Here is a 14,719-nt window from a genome sequence, read left to right as displayed (position 1 = left end):
CCTATGTCATTACTAGCATTTGAAAATGTATCCAAATCTTATGGAGCAACCCCAGCCCTTGAAAATGTTTCTCTTGACATTCCAGCTGGAAAAATTGTTGGTCTCCTTGGGCCAAACGGTTCAGGAAAAACAACCCTGATTAAACTAATCAATGGCCTCTTACAACCAGATCAAGGACGTGTCCTCATCAACGACATGGACCCAAGCCCAGCAACCAAGGCTATCGTAGCTTATTTGCCGGATACGACCTATCTAAATGAGCAAATGAAGGTCAAGGAAGCCCTAACCTACTTTAAGACCTTCTATAAAGATTTCAATCTTGAACGCGCCCATCATCTACTTGCAGACCTGGGCATTGATGAAAATAGTCGTCTCAAAAAACTATCAAAAGGAAACAAGGAAAAGGTACAACTGATTTTGGTTATGAGCCGTGATGCTCGTCTCTATGTTCTGGACGAACCTATTGGTGGAGTGGATCCAGCAGCCCGTGATTATATCCTCAATACCATTATCAATAACTACTCACCAACTTCTACCGTTTTGATTTCTACCCACTTGATTTCTGATATCGAGCCAATCTTGGATGAAATTGTCTTCCTTAAGGATGGAAAAGTCGTCCGTCAAGGTAATGTAGATGATATTCGCTATGAGTCAGGTGAATCCATTGACCAACTCTTCCGTCAGGAATTTAAGGCCTAAGCAAAGGAGATTATTATGTTTTGGAATTTAGTTCGCTATGAATTTAAAAATGTTAACAAGTGGTATTTAGCCCTCTACGCTGCTGTGCTAGTCCTTTCTGCCCTTATCGGGATACAAGCACAGACCTATAACAATCTACCTGTCAAAGAAAGTCAACTTACTATGCTACTTTTTCTATCTACTGTCTTTGGGGGGCTGATGATTACACTGGGGATTTCAACCATTTTCTTAATCATTAAACGCTTCAAAGGTAGTGTCTATGACCGACAAGGTTATCTGACTTTGACCTTGCCAGTATCTGAGCACTATATCATCACAGCTAAACTAGTCGGTGCCTTTATCTGGTCTATTGTCAGCACTACTGTACTAGCAATCAGTGCTTTCATTGTTCTGACCCTTACGGCTCCAGATTGGTTTGCAACTTCTGACTTGATTCCATTTATAGAAACACACCTTCCTCAACTCTCTCTTATGGGAGTATCCTTTCTACTAAATACTATTTCTGGAATCCTCTGCATCTACTTGGCTATTTCCATTGGACAGCTTTTCAATGAATACCGTACCGCACTGTCAATTGTAGCCTACATTGGTATCCAAATCGTCGTTGGTTTTATTGAACTCTTCTATCGTTCTAACCCTGGTTTCTACTTCCCATCAACCACAGGAGGAGCTGATCAGTTCCAGATGGGTATTATCATGACTATTCTGGAAGAAGTTATTCTTATAGCCATCTACTATCTAGGAACTTATCACATTTTGAAAAATAAGGTTAATTTGCAATAAAAAATGCCCAGCTAAAAAGCTGGGTTTTGATTTAACTCAATATCAAACTGGCTACGATAGGGCTGACAAAGACATAGAGAATACCGGTAACACCGATAGCCAAGCCACCCATAGCTCCTGCTACAGAGCCGTATCGAAAGGCTGTTCCCGTTCCGACTGCATGGCCTGTTCCTCCAAGGGAAAGACCAACAGCTACTGGGTCGTCAATTTTCAACCACTTCAAAAGGGTTGGTCCGATAACACTGGTTAAAATCCCAGTCGCCACTACAACCACCAAGGTCACGGTCGTCAAACCTTGCAATTTTTCTGTGATTCCCACTGCCATAGCGGTTGTTACTGACTTAGGAAAGAGAGAAATTGCTAGGAAAAAGTCCATGCCAAAAATCTTTGCCACAAGGGCTGTGAAAGAGGTATTGACCACTACCGCCAGCAAACTACCAAAGAGAATACTCCGAGCATGGTGCTTCATCAAGTGAAAACTCTTATAAAGCGGAATCCCTAGAGCCACGGTCGATGGGACAATCAAGTTGTTCAGATAAACCCCACCTTGGTAGTAATCTTGGTAAGAAATACCCGTCACTTTTAGAAAGATGATAATGAAAACAGCTGACAAAAGCAAGGGCGTTGTCAATGGATGGGGAAAACGTCTGTAAATCAGCATTCCCACTAGATAAGCTAGGATAGACAGGGCAAGCCCAAACAGGGGATTGGAAACAAATTCACTCATTTGGCATCTCCTTTCTCATAATCTCCCTCAAACCGTCTCTTGATAAACTGAACTACCAAGGCAATAATGATAATATTGATAACAGCTGCAAAAAAGACAATCAAAACAATGGGCAAGAGATAAGGAGCAATCACATCAAACTTCTCCATGATTCCCACTGCTGGTGGCAAAAAGAGAATGGTCATATTGGCCAGCAAGAAATTCCCCACCATATTGACATGCCTAGTTCTCAGCCACTTGAATTGTAAGGCTAGAAAGAGAATAATCAAACCGATAATACTGCCTGGGATGGGCAAATGAAAGAAACTAGAGATCCCCTCTCCGATTAGAGAAATCACAAAGAGAATCATTAATTGAACATATAATTTCATCCTAAACTCCACGAAATAGACTTCTTGCATACCAGTTTACTCTTTTTTCAGAAAATTTCAAGGAAATGCACAAGGGATGATGAAAATTAGAAATGGAAAGGGGATACAAACAATTCTTGACTTGTGAAAACAGTGTAATTTAGGATAAAAGATGCCTGCGTCCTTCTTGCCAGCATTCTTGAAAAGTAGTATAATTATTGCATGCGCAATCATCTTGTGATACAGAGACTGTCCGTGAATGGACTTTCTTCTATTTATAACTCTAAAAAGAAAGGAGATACTATGACCTACTTGGAAAAATGGTTTGACTTCAATCGGCGTCAGAAAGAAATTGAAAGTCTCTTGGAAGAGACAATTGCCCAGCAGAGCGAGCAAAGTCTGACCTTGAAAGAGTTCTACCTCCTCTACTATCTGGACTTGGCTCAAGAAAAATCTCTACGCCAGATTGACCTGCCAGATAAACTTCATCTGAGCCCGAGCGCTGTTTCTCGGATGGTGGCTCGCTTGGAAGCCAAAAATTGCGGTCTACTTAGTCGCAGGTGTTGTGATCAAGATAGGCGCTCTAGCTTTATCTGCCTGACAGGTGATGGGCAAAAGACACTGGCCACACTACAAAAGGCTGTCGAAGAAAGCTTGGAAACTGGTTTGGATCTCTTGATTTAAGATGATTTTAGAAAAAAGTTGCGTGCGCAATCATTTTTCTTGACATTCTCTTTTACAAGGAGTAAAATAAAGTCATCATTAAACAAAGGAGTTTTTAAAATGATTGAAATTACCTATCTAGATGCCAGTAAGAACGAAAGAACTGTGACTTTCGAATCTTATGAAGACTTTGATCGTTCACAACAAGCTTGCCTTATCGGCGTCGCAGACTACTACCCTGTCCAAAAATTAACTTACAACGGTCATGATTTGGACTACCATGGGACTTATGGAGACGTCTTCTTCTATCTCATGAAACAAGATTTAAGCCAATATAACTAAAAAAGGAGAAATACAATGGCAAAAGCAATTACAGATGCAACATTCGAACAAGAAACAAAAGACGGTTTGGTCTTGGTAGACTTCTGGGCAACTTGGTGTGGTCCATGTCGTATGCAAGGTCCAATCTTGGATAAATTGTCTGAAGAACTTTCAGAAGATGTTTTGAAAATCGTTAAAATGGACGTTGATGAAAATCCAAACACAGCTCGTGCTTTTGGAATCATGTCTATCCCAACCCTTCTCTTCAAAAAAGACGGCCAAGTTGTGAAACAAGTTGCTGGTGTTCACACAGCAGAACAAATCAAGGCCATCGTTGCTGAATTGAGCTAATCACATTAGAGACCAAGTACTTTCTTTGGTCTCTTTTTTCTTGCCCTTTGCCATTTTTCAAAAAATATGCTAGACTGTAGGTAGAATATTACGATGTTTGGGACATGCCATCGCTAAAAAAAACCTCTACTTGGTATTTTTTAGCTCCCTCAAGGGAGCTTTTTGCGTGCTCTGAACATTTCCCATTTCGGAAGGAGTACTATGAAACGTCAATCAGCCTTGGTCGTCTTTAGTGGCGGTCAAGATTCTACAACTTGCCTCTTTTGGGCTAAAGAACACTATGAAACGGTCGAAGCCGTTACCTTTGCCTACGGCCAACGCCATCATCTCGAAATTCAAGTCGCTAGAGAAATCGCTGAGGAACAGGGCATTCGTCATCACATCCTAGATATGTCTCTGCTGGGGCAAATCACTGAAAATGCCCTGACTTCTGATCTAGAGATTGAGCAAAAAGAGGGGGAGGTTCCCAATACCTTTGTTGACGGTCGCAACCACCTCTTTCTATCCTTTGCGGCAGTTCTTGCTAAGCAACGAGGGATTAAAGATATCGTAACAGGTGTCTGCGAGACAGACTTCTCAGGCTACCCCGATTGTCGAGATGTCTTTGTCAAATCCCTTAATGTTACCCTCAACCTTGCTATGGATTACGACTTTGTTATCCAAACACCTCTCATGTGGTTAGACAAGGCTGAAACTTGGGAATTAGCCGACCAACTCGGTGCCTTTGACTATGTCCGTGAAAAGACCTTAACCTGCTACAACGGGATTATTGGAAGTGGCTGCGGAAATTGCCCAGCCTGCCATCTACGTCAGCATGGTCTAGATGTTTATCTCTCACAGAAAGGAGAGGACTAATGTTTTTTGCACCCAAAGAAATCAAACAGGAAACTGGGGAGTCTCTTGTCTACAATCCTCACAGAACCTTGGTATCAAAAGAATTTACTTTTGATGCTGCCCACCACCTCTTTCACTATGAGGGAAAATGTAAATCCCTGCACGGCCACACCTATCATCTGCAGATTGCTGTCAGTGGATTTTTAGATGAACGTGGCATGACCTACGATTTCGGAGATATCAAAGCGATCTACAAGAACTACTTAGAGCCTCACTTGGATCATCGCTATCTCAATGAAACCCTGCCCTATATGAACACTACTGCTGAAAATATGGTTTACTGGATTTTCCAAACCATGAACCAAGAGTTGCCAGACGAGCGCGGTCTCCGTTTGGAATACGTTCGCCTCTATGAGACTCCGACTGCCTTTGCAGAGTTTAGACGGGAGTGGTTAGATGACTAGGGAACGTGTCCTCAAACTACCAGTTCTGGAAATTTTTGGACCAACCTTTCAAGGTGAAGGCCGTGCAATTGGGCAAAAAACCATGTTTGTCCGTACTGCAGGTTGCGACTACCACTGCGACTGGTGTGATTCTGCCTTTACATGGGATGGCTCTGAAAAACCAACTCGCATGACAGCTGATGAAGTAATCGCTGAGTTAGATAAACTAGGAAGCTATGACTACGTCACCCTATCTGGGGGAAATCCTGCTATCCTAGCTGCCAATATGGCTCAACTGGTCACCAAACTCAAGGAACGTGGTGTCACTCTTGCTGTTGAGACCCAAGGCTCCCGCTGGCAAAATTGGTTAAAAGACATCGACCAGGTCACTCTCAGTCCCAAACCTCCTTCATCCAAGATGGAAGTCAACTTTGAGACCCTGGACTTTATCGTTTCCCAACTTGATCCAGACAAGGTCACCTTTAAAATCCCTGTCTTTGACGATGCAGATTTGGCCTTTGCCAGAGGCATACAAGAACGCTACCAACCAGATGTTCTCTTCTTATCAGCAGGAAATCCTGAGCCCAAGGCCACAGGCAATATTGTCCAAGACCAACTGGACCGTCTCAAAGAACTCTGGGAACGCATCGCTGCTGACGATAGCTGGGGCAATGTCCGCGTCCTTCCTCAACTCCATACCCTCCTCTACGATAACAAACGTGGTGTTTAAAATTAGAAAGAAAAAATCATGTCACAACAAGAAGAAATGAAAAACCTAAGCCTACTAGGCAACAAAGAAACCAACTACATTTTCGAATATCAACCAGAAGTCCTGGAATCCTTTGACAATCGTCATGTGGAAAATGACTATTTCATCAAATTTAACTGTCCTGAATTTACCTCACTTTGCCCAATCACTGCTCAGCCAGACTTTGCAACCATCTATATTTCCTACATTCCTGACAAGCTCTGTGTTGAGTCAAAATCCCTCAAACTCTACCTCTTTAGCTACCGAAACCACGGAGATTTCCACGAAAACTGTATCAATACCATCGGGAAAGACTTGGTCAACTTGCTAGACCCTCGCTATTTGGAAGTCTGGGGAAAATTCACTCCGCGCGGTGGCATTTCAATCGACCCCTACTACAACTACGGTAAGCCTGGAACTAAGTATGAAGGCTTGGCAGAACAACGCCTCTTCCAACACGACCTTTATCCAGAGAAAATTGACAACCGTTAAACTCATACTCAATGAAAATCAAATAGCAAACTAGGAAGCTAGCCGCAAGTTGCTCAAAGCACTGCTTTGAGGTTGCAGATGAAACTGACGAAGTCAGCTCAAAATACTGTTTTGAGGTTGCAGATGGAAGCTGACGTGGTTTAAAGAGATTTTCGAAGAGTATCATACGAAAAAGCCCTGTTCCTCGAGATGAGGAGCAAGGCTTTTTGAGTTTCAATTATTCTTCTGTTCCAAGGAAGTTTTTCGCAACAAGAGCTGCAAGAACTCCACCAACGATTGGCGCAAGGATGAAAATCCAAACTTGTTGAAGGGCTGCGCCACCTACCAAGACAGCTGGTGCCAAGCTACGAGCTGGGTTTACTGAAAGTCCAGTGATGTTCAATCCTACAAGAATCATCGCCATCAATGACAAACCAATTACCAAACCAGCAATCGCACCATTGCCCTTGCTTGCTGATGTCACAGTCATGATAACCAAGACAAACAAGAAAGTTGCGATGACTTCAAACAAGAATCCACCAAAGACAGTGACACCGTTTGCCAAGGCATTTTCACCAAGACTTGCAGTTGACATACCTGAGTTAGCCAAGAGGAAGAATACCGCGCCAGAAGCGATGAAGGCTCCAACAACTTGTCCAAGGATGTAGTTGACAAGGTCTTTTGATGACAAGCGTTTGTTTACAAACATAGCAATCGAAACAGCTGGGTTCAAGTGAGCCCCTGAAACAGTTCCGATTGAGAAAGCTGCAACCACGATTGCCAGACCAAAGGCAAAGGCAATCCCTAGGTGACCAAGGCCATTTCCAAAAACAACGGCTCCTGTTCCGATGAACACAAGCATGAACGTACCGATTAACTCAGCGACAAATTTTTTCATTCTCTTTCTCCTTTTTTCAAAACTAGATACTAGTCTATCAAAAGAGGGAAAGGGTTTCAAGAAAATTGATTGGAAATTTCGTATCAGTTGCAATACTGTTTTCAAAAATTGTATATTTTTAATGTATTGCAATTAGTTGTAAATCTCTATATTTGATGGTTATACTATACTGAATAAAATAGGAGTTTATATTAATCTTTTTAAAAAGCACAGAACTCTCTATTTAATCCATTCCCCATTGTAATTGACATGATATCCATCAGGTGTAGTTGTATTGACTGCTAAAGCACCAGAACTGTAAGCATAATACCATTTCCCTGAAACAGCGAACCATCCTGTTTGCATAGAGCCTGAGTTATTCAAATAGTACCATGAGCCACTTGATTTGACCCATCCTGTTTGCATATCCCCTGAACCACTGAGATAATACCACGAACTACCTGATTGAACCCATCCAGTCTGCATCCAGCCCGAGCGATCAAAATGATACCATTTTCCATTAATTAGTTCCCATCCATTGGATGTATAGGAACCATTGTTATGTCTATACCACCAACGACCAGATGATTGAATCCAACTTCCTTTGGAAGCAAGTCTTACTTTTAATGCTTCAGATACTTTGATGTATTCTTTCTTAGCAGCTTCCTTTTTAACTTTTGCATTGTTTAGTTTAGCATTTGCATTTTCAAGTGCTTTTTTAGATTCCTCAAGCTTCTGTTTAGAGATCATCAAACTTTTTTTAGCTTCCTCGAGTTTTCTTGGAGCATTTTTGAGAGCAAGGACATGTTGTTTCGCCTTCAACAAATCATTTTTAGCATTGACTAATGACTGTTCCTCATTCTTACTAGCATGAGATTTATTATTTTTGATTGCTTTCAATCGATTTAGTTCAGATTCTTGCTTCGAAAGTTCAGATTTAGCAAGATTTAACTTTGTTTGTTGTTTGCTCAACTCAGATTTAGCAGATTTTAAAACGTTTAACTTGGACTGATTTTGTTTTGTTAAGTCTGCAAGACGTTTTTTAGTTTTATCCAGATTTTTTTGATCTGTATTCAATGTTGTTTTAGCAATTGTAAGATTTTTGTTTAGCGATGAAATTTTATCCCTCATTAAAGTTTCTTCGTTTTTTTGTTTTCGATTGAAACTATCCAGAGCCTCTTTAGCTTTTATATAAGCTGGATTTTTAGGATGTGTGTTTTCATTCCAAACATAACGGAAAGTTGTCTTCGGTAAAAATTTTACACGTTTACCGTTAAAATAAAATTCACTATGGTCTGGATCACCATCTTTATTTTCTGCTCTGGCTAAAAAATATGAACTGCTTGGATTATAATAATAGGTCTTACCGTTATAAACATAGCTTCTTTTTTCAGATGGGCTAATCACTGTTGGTAATGTATCATAAACACCTTTCGCTTCACTAATAAAAGTCATTACACCATAATTTCCAAAAGTTGTTTTTTTACTTGACGATGCTCCAAGAGCAAATCCAGTTCCTGATGCAGCAAGCAAGGGAATTCTATGGCCATAGTTAAAAGTATTTGCTTCTTTCGGAGTTGATGCGCCATATAATGATGCATTACTATAATCATTAAAGTAAGATAGAAGCTCTTTATAAGCAAGTTCTTTTTCACTCAATCGACTCTTTTCTGGAACTGAACCAGCTGTAGCATTTTCTGTTGCATCCTTAAAACCAAAATCTTGATTTTTTAGTTTTGTATCATGTGACAGTTTATCATTTGCCACCATTTCATCTGCCCTAGCTTTTCCATATTTCAAAGCCTTTTCAGTCACAGGTGGCACTGGAATATCAATGCCATTTATTCTCCGCAACTCGATTAAGTAGTTACGAACGTATTCAGAAACTTTCTTATAATCAACCACATGAGGAGTATGGATATCATCCTTAGATTTTACAACAATTGTTTCTGTTCTTTCACCACTAAAATTCACATCTTCGTTCGCAGCAACATAATTGGTCTTACCATCTCTTCCTACGAAAGTTTTTTCATCAAGTGGAGGAGTCTTAGACTCACTTTCACTAACAGAATTTGATTTAATCTCATGAGAAACCGTTACTGTATGGAACTCATCCCCAGCAGATTTTAAATTCTTTTCAAGAGTAGAACGTGTCTTATTTCCTCTTTCTATAAGCGCTTTTCGTTCTTGCTCTGTTTTTGATACTGAACTCGCTAAAGAACTTACTTTATTTTGGTTGGCTTTCACTTTCGCATCCAATTTCTCAGTTGCTTGTTGAATCTCGCGTAGTGTATTCCAATCAAAAGCTTTCTCTGCTTCTGTTACTTTATTTTGTGCTTTTTTTACATCAACTGCTCTCTGAGCAACTTGAGTTTTTACCTTATTAACAACTGTTTCTTGTTTTTCAACACTTGCTTGGGCTTGTTTCTCATCTTGTTTTGCCCCTGCCAACCTATCTTCAGTTTTCTTGACAGTTACTTGTTTGGCTACAAGATCCTTTTCTACATTTTTAATTTTTTCAGGACTAGCTTGTTTAGCAAATTTTTGTGCTTGTTTCAAAGCATCATCAGCTTTGTTCTTATTTGTCACAGTAGATGTATACTCTTGTTGCATTTTATCAACAAGCTTCTGAGCATTTTTTTCTTCCTCAATTGTTTGATTCAGTTTTATTTCCGCATTTTTTACATCAGATTCTGAAACGTCAGCATCCTTTTTAGTTTCTGATTGGTTAACAGTTGACTTAGTCGAATGTTTATTTACAACCTCATCAGCTTGTGCATGACCATTAAAAGCAGTTACCATTGCAGTTGCAACGCCCAAACCAATCAACACTTGTTCCTTTTTCATAAAATCACCCTTTCTTTAAAATATTTACCTTATCTATACAAATCATATTATTTATATTTTACAAATAATCTTCTCTAGCCATAAATAGATTCAATTTTCTTTATAGCTTGCTCTCTCAATTAAATACAATCTGATAGAAAATGAAGTAATTAACTATCAATACTAGTTCTATAGCAAGTTCAAATTTAACATCACGACCTTCAACGACATTTTTGAAAATAGCTATAGTTAAGCTAAATAGAATGACGCTTAACAAACTCATAAACATCATTCTAGAACAACCTTTCTATTCCCCTTACTCTCCCAACTGGGCGCTGTAGGAGATAATCTGGTCAACTGTATCTGATAAGAACTGGATGGTATCACGGAGTGGTTTGTCTGTTGAAATATCAGCACCGATAATCATAGCTGACTCAAGTGGTGTCTTGCTACCTCCTGATTTGAGGAGATTGAGCCAATCTTCAGCTCCAGTTTCTGAATGTTTCAGATGGAGGTAACCTGCAGTCGAGATGACTAGTCCTGCTGAGTAGGTGTAGCTATACAAGCCCATATAATAGTGAACTTGACGCATCCAAGTCAAAGCTGCATCATCATCGATTTCAATGGCATCTCCCCAGAAATCGGTCAAAACTTCCTTCATAATGCTGTTAAGTTTACTTGCTCCAAAGGTCTCCCCTTCTTCAATCAATGTATAAACCTTACGCTGGAAGGCTGCTTCCAAGAGGTGGGTGATGAAATTATGGAAGTAGGTATCTGTCAAACGGTGAGCCAGAGCGAAGCGTTTTTGACGTGGGTCGTCAGATTGGTGCTCCAAGTAGTCACTGAGGAGCAATTCATTGAAGGTCGAAGGCGCTTCGACATAGTAGGTCGACATGTGGGCGTTGAAGTAGCTTTGGTGATTGTCTGAGAAAATGAATTGACCAGAATGCCCGATTTCATGAATCAAAGTATAGACATCACTCAAACGACCTGTCCAGCTCATGAGAACATAAGGATGCACACGATATGGGTCCGCTGCATAGCCACCAGAATCCTTGCCACTATTGGCAGCAAAGTCCACCCAGCGCTCTTCTTGATAGCGAGCAACTTCCTGACAATATTCTTGTCCCAAAGGTTCTACTGACTTCATGACCAAATCATAGGCGTCGTCAATGGTCACTTGAGGATTCAGGGCGCTGTCCAAGTCCAATTTCCAGTCTGCAAAGGTCATCTTTTCAAGACCATTTACCTTGGCAACATGCTTGAGATATCTCTGAGCAACGGGCGCAAAATCCTTCATGATGAGGTCAATCTGACGATCAAACATAGCACGGTCCACTTCTTGCTCAGCTAGAAGATAATCAAAGACTGAGTCGTAGCCCTTCATATCTGCCAGTAGTTTTTCAGACTTGACTTGGGCTAGATAGGCTGCTGCAGCCGTATTTTGGTGCTTACGAAGACCTTCTGAGAAGGAACGGAAAGATTTCTCACGAACCTCAGCATCCTCATGGTTTTGGTAGAAGTTCTCATAAGTCACAAAGCTGTTTTTGTAGGTCTTGCCATGGGCTTCAAAGTCAGCCATTTCAAAATCCCCAGCTCGCATCTTAGTGTAAATATCCTGCGGACTGTAGAAAACTTCACCGAGATTGGTCAAGGCCTTCTCCACATCTGCTCCAAGATAGTGGGCTTTTTTGATTTTGGCCTGACGAATGGCAGCTGTTAAATGTGGCAATTTACCCAAACGATCCAAGACTTCCTCGTCTGCTGCCACCAGGGCATCGTCAAAGAAGGTCAAGGCTACGCTAGCATCTGTTTCAAATTCCATCCCAGCTTGGGCAATGTTGGCAAATTCTTCATTGCTATAGTCTGTCGTCTGAGGCATAAAGCCATAGTTACCAATATGGCTCATCTGAATGTAAATTTGTTCCAATTCCTCAAAGGCCTTCTCAAAATCCTCAAAAGTATGAAGATTGCCCTTGTAATCACGGCTAAATTGGTTGATGTCTTCGCGAGCTTTCTCGATTGCACGTAAGAAATCCTCACGGTCTTGGTATAGGGCTGTTAAATCCCAAAGTTCCTTCTCTGGAAATTCTGAACGGTGTTTTTGTTCCATTTTCTTCCTCTTATTTCTCTAATTCTAATAAAACACTAAGGGCTGATAAAGCGTAAAGTGGTGCTGTTTCTGCTCGCAAAATACGAGGACCAAGTCCTGCTAAGACTGCTCCCTTAGTTTCGAAACTCTCAATTTCTGCAGGTGACAGGCCACCTTCTGGACCAAAGATAAAGAGCAGTTTTGCTCCTTTTTCAAGACCAGCGACTGCTTGTAAAAGCGCAGCGGATTCTCCTTCTTTTGCCGACTCTTCATAAGCCACTACGATTCGGTCAAATTGGTCAAGTTGAGCTAGAAAGTCTGATTTTTTCTCGAAAAGCTGGATACTTGGGACAATATTACGCTTGCTTTGCTCGGCTGCTCCAAGGGCGATTTTTTCTAGTTTTTCAACCTTTTTACCCAACTTCTTGCCATCCCACTTGGCAACGGACCAAGCAGCAGGAAAGGCCCAGATTTGACTGGCACCCAGTTCTGTTACTTTTTGAGCGATGAACTCCAGCTTGTCTCCCTTGGGAAATCCAGATGCGATGGTCACTTGGACGGGCAGTTCCACATTGTCAGCTAATTCTTGGACCAATTCAAACTGACGAGATTCCACATCCAACACGCGCGCCAAGCGCTTGATGCCATCATCAAAAACTAAGGTAACCTCATCATTTTCCTTCAAGCGCATAACCTGAAACATATGCTTGCTAGTTTCCATATCCTCAATGATAATAGGAGAGATTGCACTACCTTTGACAAAATACTGCTGCATGCTAGCCTCCAATCACACCTGAAATATCCTTTGTCTTCTTGAAAACGCAGGCATTCCATTCCCCTTGAATCATATGGGTTTCAAGGAAAAATCCAGCTGACTCAGCCGACTCGCGCACCATGTTCCACTTATCCTTGATAATGCCACTCATGATGAGGTAACCTTCATCTTTGACCAAACGATAAGCATCATCCGTCAGATGAATGAGGATATCCGCCAAGATATTAGCCACGATGACATCTGCCTCAATCTCAACACCTTTGAGCAAGTCTCCTGCCGCTACATGGATGTTTTCCATACCAGGGTTGAGCTCAATATTTTCCCGAGCGACCCGAACTGCCACATCATCTAGGTCATAGGCGAAAATTTCCTTGGCACCAAGTAGCGAGCTAGCAATGGAAAGAACCCCTGATCCAGTCCCCACATCTAGCACTGTTTCCCCACCACGAAGAACCTGTTCCAAGGCAAAAAGGCTCATCTTGGTAGTTGGGTGGGTTCCTGTCCCGAAGGCCATACCAGGATCTAGCTTGATAATCTTTTCCCCAGCAGTCGCCTCATAGTCTGTCCAAGAGGGAACGATGGTCAAATCATGAGTGATACGAGCTGGTTCATAGTATTTCTTCCAGTTGTCTGCCCAGTCTTCCTCAGCCAAGGCAGTCGTCCCCATTTTGACCTCTCCCAAATCCATAAAATCTGTCAATTCTGCTAAGCGGGCCTGCAAGTCCGCCTCAACCACTGCTACATCAACCGTTTCAGGGTAGTAGGCGGTCACAACGATTTCTTCTTGTTGCTCGACCTCTGGGAAAATCTCGCCAAAGCGGTCAACATTTCCCACATAGTCCATGCTGTCTTCAATCGCAACACCTTGCGCTCCTAGCTCAATCAAGAGATTGGAGACCAGCTCCTCTCCCTCACGCTTCACTGTAACTTTTAATTCTTGCCATGTTTCCATTTTGTATTTTCCTTATTCTTCTTAAATTCTTCAATCACATCTGTATAGTGTTCTTTCATTGCGCTATGAATCTGCTGTTTAAAAATACCAAACATAAGATAATAAACAAATAGAACAATTCCTGAAAGCAGTAGCAAAAATAAAAAATGTACTGAAAGGGGCAGTACGAGACCTTCACCACTTAGTAAGGGTATAACAAGCATTAATACCCAAATAACAGCCGTAGAAATCCCAGCTACTTTCATACCTCTTTCTCTTATCTTCTTTAACTTTAAATATTCTATATAAATGAATGTAGCTTCCTCTCTAGAATATTGTCCAGTTTCTAGCTTACGCTTAACTTCTTTATTCAACGTGGTTGTTGCAATCGCAAAAATCATTCTTTTCCTCCAAATAATTTCTCACTCTATCTTGTAACTGAGGTACAACTTGACTGGAACTAAGAAACTCCTCCACATTCATGAGCTGATAACCCTGTCCTTCGTCGCCAAAGATGATACTATCAAACTGTTCCTGAGCCAACTTTCCAACTAAAAAAACGGATTTCTTCCCCTCAAAAAGCATACTTGGGTAAACCTTACTCCAAAGCAGACAATCTTCAGTTAGATGAATTCCCAGTTCTTCATAAACTTCACGCGCTACACACTCAAAAGGACTTTCATCGCCTTCACGTCCACCACCGGGCAGTTCCCACATATTGGGCCAGGGAATGCTTGCCTTATCATCGCGTAAGATAGTCAAGAGCTTATCCCCACAAAACAAAGCAATCTTACAGCCTGTGAAATCAGAAATTTCTATTTCCATGTC

17 protein-coding genes and 1 pseudogene are annotated in these 14,719 nt (G+C 41.2%); 9 read left to right on the top strand and 9 right to left on the bottom strand.

What is annotated here, in order from left to right; translation table 11 throughout:
- Positions 1-3 precede the first annotated feature (3 nt).
- Together O3616_RS04155 and O3616_RS04150 are read left to right on the top strand one after the other, a co-directional pair.
- Entirely contained in the window at positions 4-699 is a 696-nt protein-coding gene (locus O3616_RS04155) for an ABC transporter ATP-binding protein (protein WP_004256110.1), read from the top strand.
- Positions 700-714: 15 nt separating this feature from the next.
- A complete protein-coding gene (locus O3616_RS04150; RefSeq protein WP_371638169.1) occupies positions 715-1,482 on the top strand; it encodes a hypothetical protein in 768 nt (255 codons plus the stop codon).
- A gap of 31 nt (positions 1,483-1,513) precedes the next feature.
- Here the strand turns inward: O3616_RS04150 and O3616_RS04145 are convergent, their stop codons facing one another.
- Positions 1,514-2,209 carry an LrgB family protein gene (locus O3616_RS04145; RefSeq protein ID WP_001288952.1) on the bottom strand — a complete coding sequence of 232 codons (696 nt, stop codon included), beginning with the start codon at positions 2,207-2,209 and terminating at the stop codon, positions 1,514-1,516.
- Positions 2,206-2,580: a CidA/LrgA family protein gene (locus tag O3616_RS04140; RefSeq protein WP_060805748.1), complete on the bottom strand. Its 375-nt coding sequence runs from the start codon at positions 2,578-2,580 to the stop codon at positions 2,206-2,208. The genes O3616_RS04145 and O3616_RS04140 overlap by 4 nt, the downstream gene beginning before the upstream one ends.
- A 282-nt stretch (positions 2,581-2,862) precedes the next feature.
- On the opposite strand from O3616_RS04140, the gene O3616_RS04135 reads away from it, so the two are divergent.
- The 7 genes from O3616_RS04135 to queF all read left to right on the top strand — a co-directional run bounded on the left by O3616_RS04135 (position 2,863) and on the right by queF (position 6,411).
- Positions 2,863-3,243, top strand: a complete 381-nt coding sequence (locus tag O3616_RS04135) for a MarR family winged helix-turn-helix transcriptional regulator (protein ID WP_371638167.1) — start codon at positions 2,863-2,865, stop codon at positions 3,241-3,243.
- Positions 3,244-3,342: 99 nt separating this feature from the next.
- Positions 3,343-3,564 (top strand): DUF4649 family protein, encoded by a 222-nt coding sequence (locus tag O3616_RS04130; RefSeq protein WP_000570256.1) that lies wholly within the window; start codon positions 3,343-3,345, stop codon positions 3,562-3,564.
- 15 nt (positions 3,565-3,579) lie between these two features.
- Positions 3,580-3,894: a thioredoxin gene (gene trxA / locus O3616_RS04125; RefSeq protein ID WP_001029581.1), complete on the top strand. Its 315-nt coding sequence runs from the start codon at positions 3,580-3,582 to the stop codon at positions 3,892-3,894.
- Positions 3,895-4,095: 201 nt separating this feature from the next.
- A complete protein-coding gene (gene queC, locus O3616_RS04120) occupies positions 4,096-4,749 on the top strand; it encodes a 7-cyano-7-deazaguanine synthase QueC (RefSeq protein ID WP_371638166.1) in 654 nt (217 codons plus the stop codon).
- The gene (gene queD / locus O3616_RS04115) at positions 4,749-5,192 is read left to right on the top strand and encodes a 6-carboxytetrahydropterin synthase QueD (RefSeq protein WP_000464573.1); all 444 of its coding nucleotides are present in this window, start codon (positions 4,749-4,751) and stop codon (positions 5,190-5,192) included. Before queC ends, queD begins: the two co-directional genes overlap by 1 nt.
- Positions 5,185-5,901, top strand: a complete 717-nt coding sequence (gene queE / locus O3616_RS04110) for a 7-carboxy-7-deazaguanine synthase QueE (RefSeq protein WP_371638165.1) — start codon at positions 5,185-5,187, stop codon at positions 5,899-5,901. The genes queD and queE overlap by 8 nt, the downstream gene beginning before the upstream one ends.
- 18 nt (positions 5,902-5,919) lie before the next feature.
- The gene (gene queF / locus O3616_RS04105) at positions 5,920-6,411 is read left to right on the top strand and encodes a preQ(1) synthase (RefSeq protein ID WP_000082587.1); all 492 of its coding nucleotides are present in this window, start codon (positions 5,920-5,922) and stop codon (positions 6,409-6,411) included.
- Positions 6,412-6,628: 217 nt separating this feature from the next.
- On the opposite strand, the gene O3616_RS04100 is transcribed toward queF, so the two are convergent.
- From O3616_RS04100 to O3616_RS04070, 7 genes and pseudogenes are all read right to left on the bottom strand, one after another.
- Positions 6,629-7,288 carry an MIP/aquaporin family protein gene (locus tag O3616_RS04100; protein ID WP_042750611.1) on the bottom strand — a complete coding sequence of 220 codons (660 nt, stop codon included), beginning with the start codon at positions 7,286-7,288 and terminating at the stop codon, positions 6,629-6,631.
- A 219-nt stretch (positions 7,289-7,507) separates the two neighbouring features.
- Positions 7,508-7,858: pseudogene (locus O3616_RS04095) on the bottom strand (hypothetical protein); the annotation flags it as partial.
- Between the two features lie 2,551 nt (positions 7,859-10,409).
- Complete coding sequence (gene pepF, locus O3616_RS04090; RefSeq protein WP_371638164.1) at positions 10,410-12,206, bottom strand: oligoendopeptidase F; 1,797 nt, start codon at positions 12,204-12,206, stop codon at positions 10,410-10,412.
- Positions 12,207-12,216: 10 nt separating this feature from the next.
- Entirely contained in the window at positions 12,217-12,960 is a 744-nt protein-coding gene (locus O3616_RS04085; RefSeq protein ID WP_125447912.1) for a 16S rRNA (uracil(1498)-N(3))-methyltransferase, read from the bottom strand.
- A gap of 1 nt (position 12,961) precedes the next feature.
- Complete coding sequence (gene prmA / locus O3616_RS04080) at positions 12,962-13,912, bottom strand: 50S ribosomal protein L11 methyltransferase (RefSeq protein ID WP_125447911.1); 951 nt, start codon at positions 13,910-13,912, stop codon at positions 12,962-12,964.
- The gene (locus O3616_RS04075; protein WP_371638162.1) at positions 13,891-14,292 is read right to left on the bottom strand and encodes a hypothetical protein; all 402 of its coding nucleotides are present in this window, start codon (positions 14,290-14,292) and stop codon (positions 13,891-13,893) included. The genes prmA and O3616_RS04075 overlap by 22 nt, the downstream gene beginning before the upstream one ends.
- On the bottom strand, positions 14,258-14,716 hold the full coding sequence (locus tag O3616_RS04070; RefSeq protein WP_371638161.1) for an NUDIX hydrolase: 459 nt from the start codon (positions 14,714-14,716) through the stop codon (positions 14,258-14,260). The genes O3616_RS04075 and O3616_RS04070 overlap by 35 nt, the downstream gene beginning before the upstream one ends.
- Positions 14,717-14,719 lie beyond the last annotated feature (3 nt).

Source organism: Streptococcus sp. 27098_8_86 (assembly GCF_041432595.1).
Lineage (GTDB): Bacteria > Bacillota > Bacilli > Lactobacillales > Streptococcaceae > Streptococcus > Streptococcus pneumoniae_F.
The sequence above is the reverse complement of the archived record's forward strand: the minus strand, read 5'-3'. Positions and strand labels throughout refer to the sequence as shown.

What these genes read in the sequence shown, in the direction of transcription:
- O3616_RS04155 (WP_004256110.1), top strand. Translation starts at nt 4, where the DNA reads ATGTCATTACTAGCATTTGAAAATGTATCCAAATCTTATGGAGCAACC.
- O3616_RS04150 (WP_371638169.1), top strand. Translation starts at nt 715, where the DNA reads ATGTTTTGGAATTTAGTTCGCTATGAATTTAAAAATGTTAACAAGTGG.
- O3616_RS04145 (WP_001288952.1), bottom strand. Translation starts at nt 2,209, where the DNA reads ATGAGTGAATTTGTTTCCAATCCCCTGTTTGGGCTTGCCCTGTCTATC.
- O3616_RS04140 (WP_060805748.1), bottom strand. Translation starts at nt 2,580, where the DNA reads ATGAAATTATATGTTCAATTAATGATTCTCTTTGTGATTTCTCTAATC.
- O3616_RS04135 (WP_371638167.1), top strand. Translation starts at nt 2,863, where the DNA reads ATGACCTACTTGGAAAAATGGTTTGACTTCAATCGGCGTCAGAAAGAA.
- O3616_RS04130 (WP_000570256.1), top strand. Translation starts at nt 3,343, where the DNA reads ATGATTGAAATTACCTATCTAGATGCCAGTAAGAACGAAAGAACTGTG.
- trxA (WP_001029581.1), top strand. Translation starts at nt 3,580, where the DNA reads ATGGCAAAAGCAATTACAGATGCAACATTCGAACAAGAAACAAAAGAC.
- queC (WP_371638166.1), top strand. Translation starts at nt 4,096, where the DNA reads ATGAAACGTCAATCAGCCTTGGTCGTCTTTAGTGGCGGTCAAGATTCT.
- queD (WP_000464573.1), top strand. Translation starts at nt 4,749, where the DNA reads ATGTTTTTTGCACCCAAAGAAATCAAACAGGAAACTGGGGAGTCTCTT.
- queE (WP_371638165.1), top strand. Translation starts at nt 5,185, where the DNA reads ATGACTAGGGAACGTGTCCTCAAACTACCAGTTCTGGAAATTTTTGGA.
- queF (WP_000082587.1), top strand. Translation starts at nt 5,920, where the DNA reads ATGTCACAACAAGAAGAAATGAAAAACCTAAGCCTACTAGGCAACAAA.
- O3616_RS04100 (WP_042750611.1), bottom strand. Translation starts at nt 7,288, where the DNA reads ATGAAAAAATTTGTCGCTGAGTTAATCGGTACGTTCATGCTTGTGTTC.
- pepF (WP_371638164.1), bottom strand. Translation starts at nt 12,206, where the DNA reads ATGGAACAAAAACACCGTTCAGAATTTCCAGAGAAGGAACTTTGGGAT.
- O3616_RS04085 (WP_125447912.1), bottom strand. Translation starts at nt 12,960, where the DNA reads ATGCAGCAGTATTTTGTCAAAGGTAGTGCAATCTCTCCTATTATCATT.
- prmA (WP_125447911.1), bottom strand. Translation starts at nt 13,912, where the DNA reads ATGGAAACATGGCAAGAATTAAAAGTTACAGTGAAGCGTGAGGGAGAG.
- O3616_RS04075 (WP_371638162.1), bottom strand. Translation starts at nt 14,292, where the DNA reads ATGATTTTTGCGATTGCAACAACCACGTTGAATAAAGAAGTTAAGCGT.
- O3616_RS04070 (WP_371638161.1), bottom strand. Translation starts at nt 14,716, where the DNA reads ATGGAAATAGAAATTTCTGATTTCACAGGCTGTAAGATTGCTTTGTTT.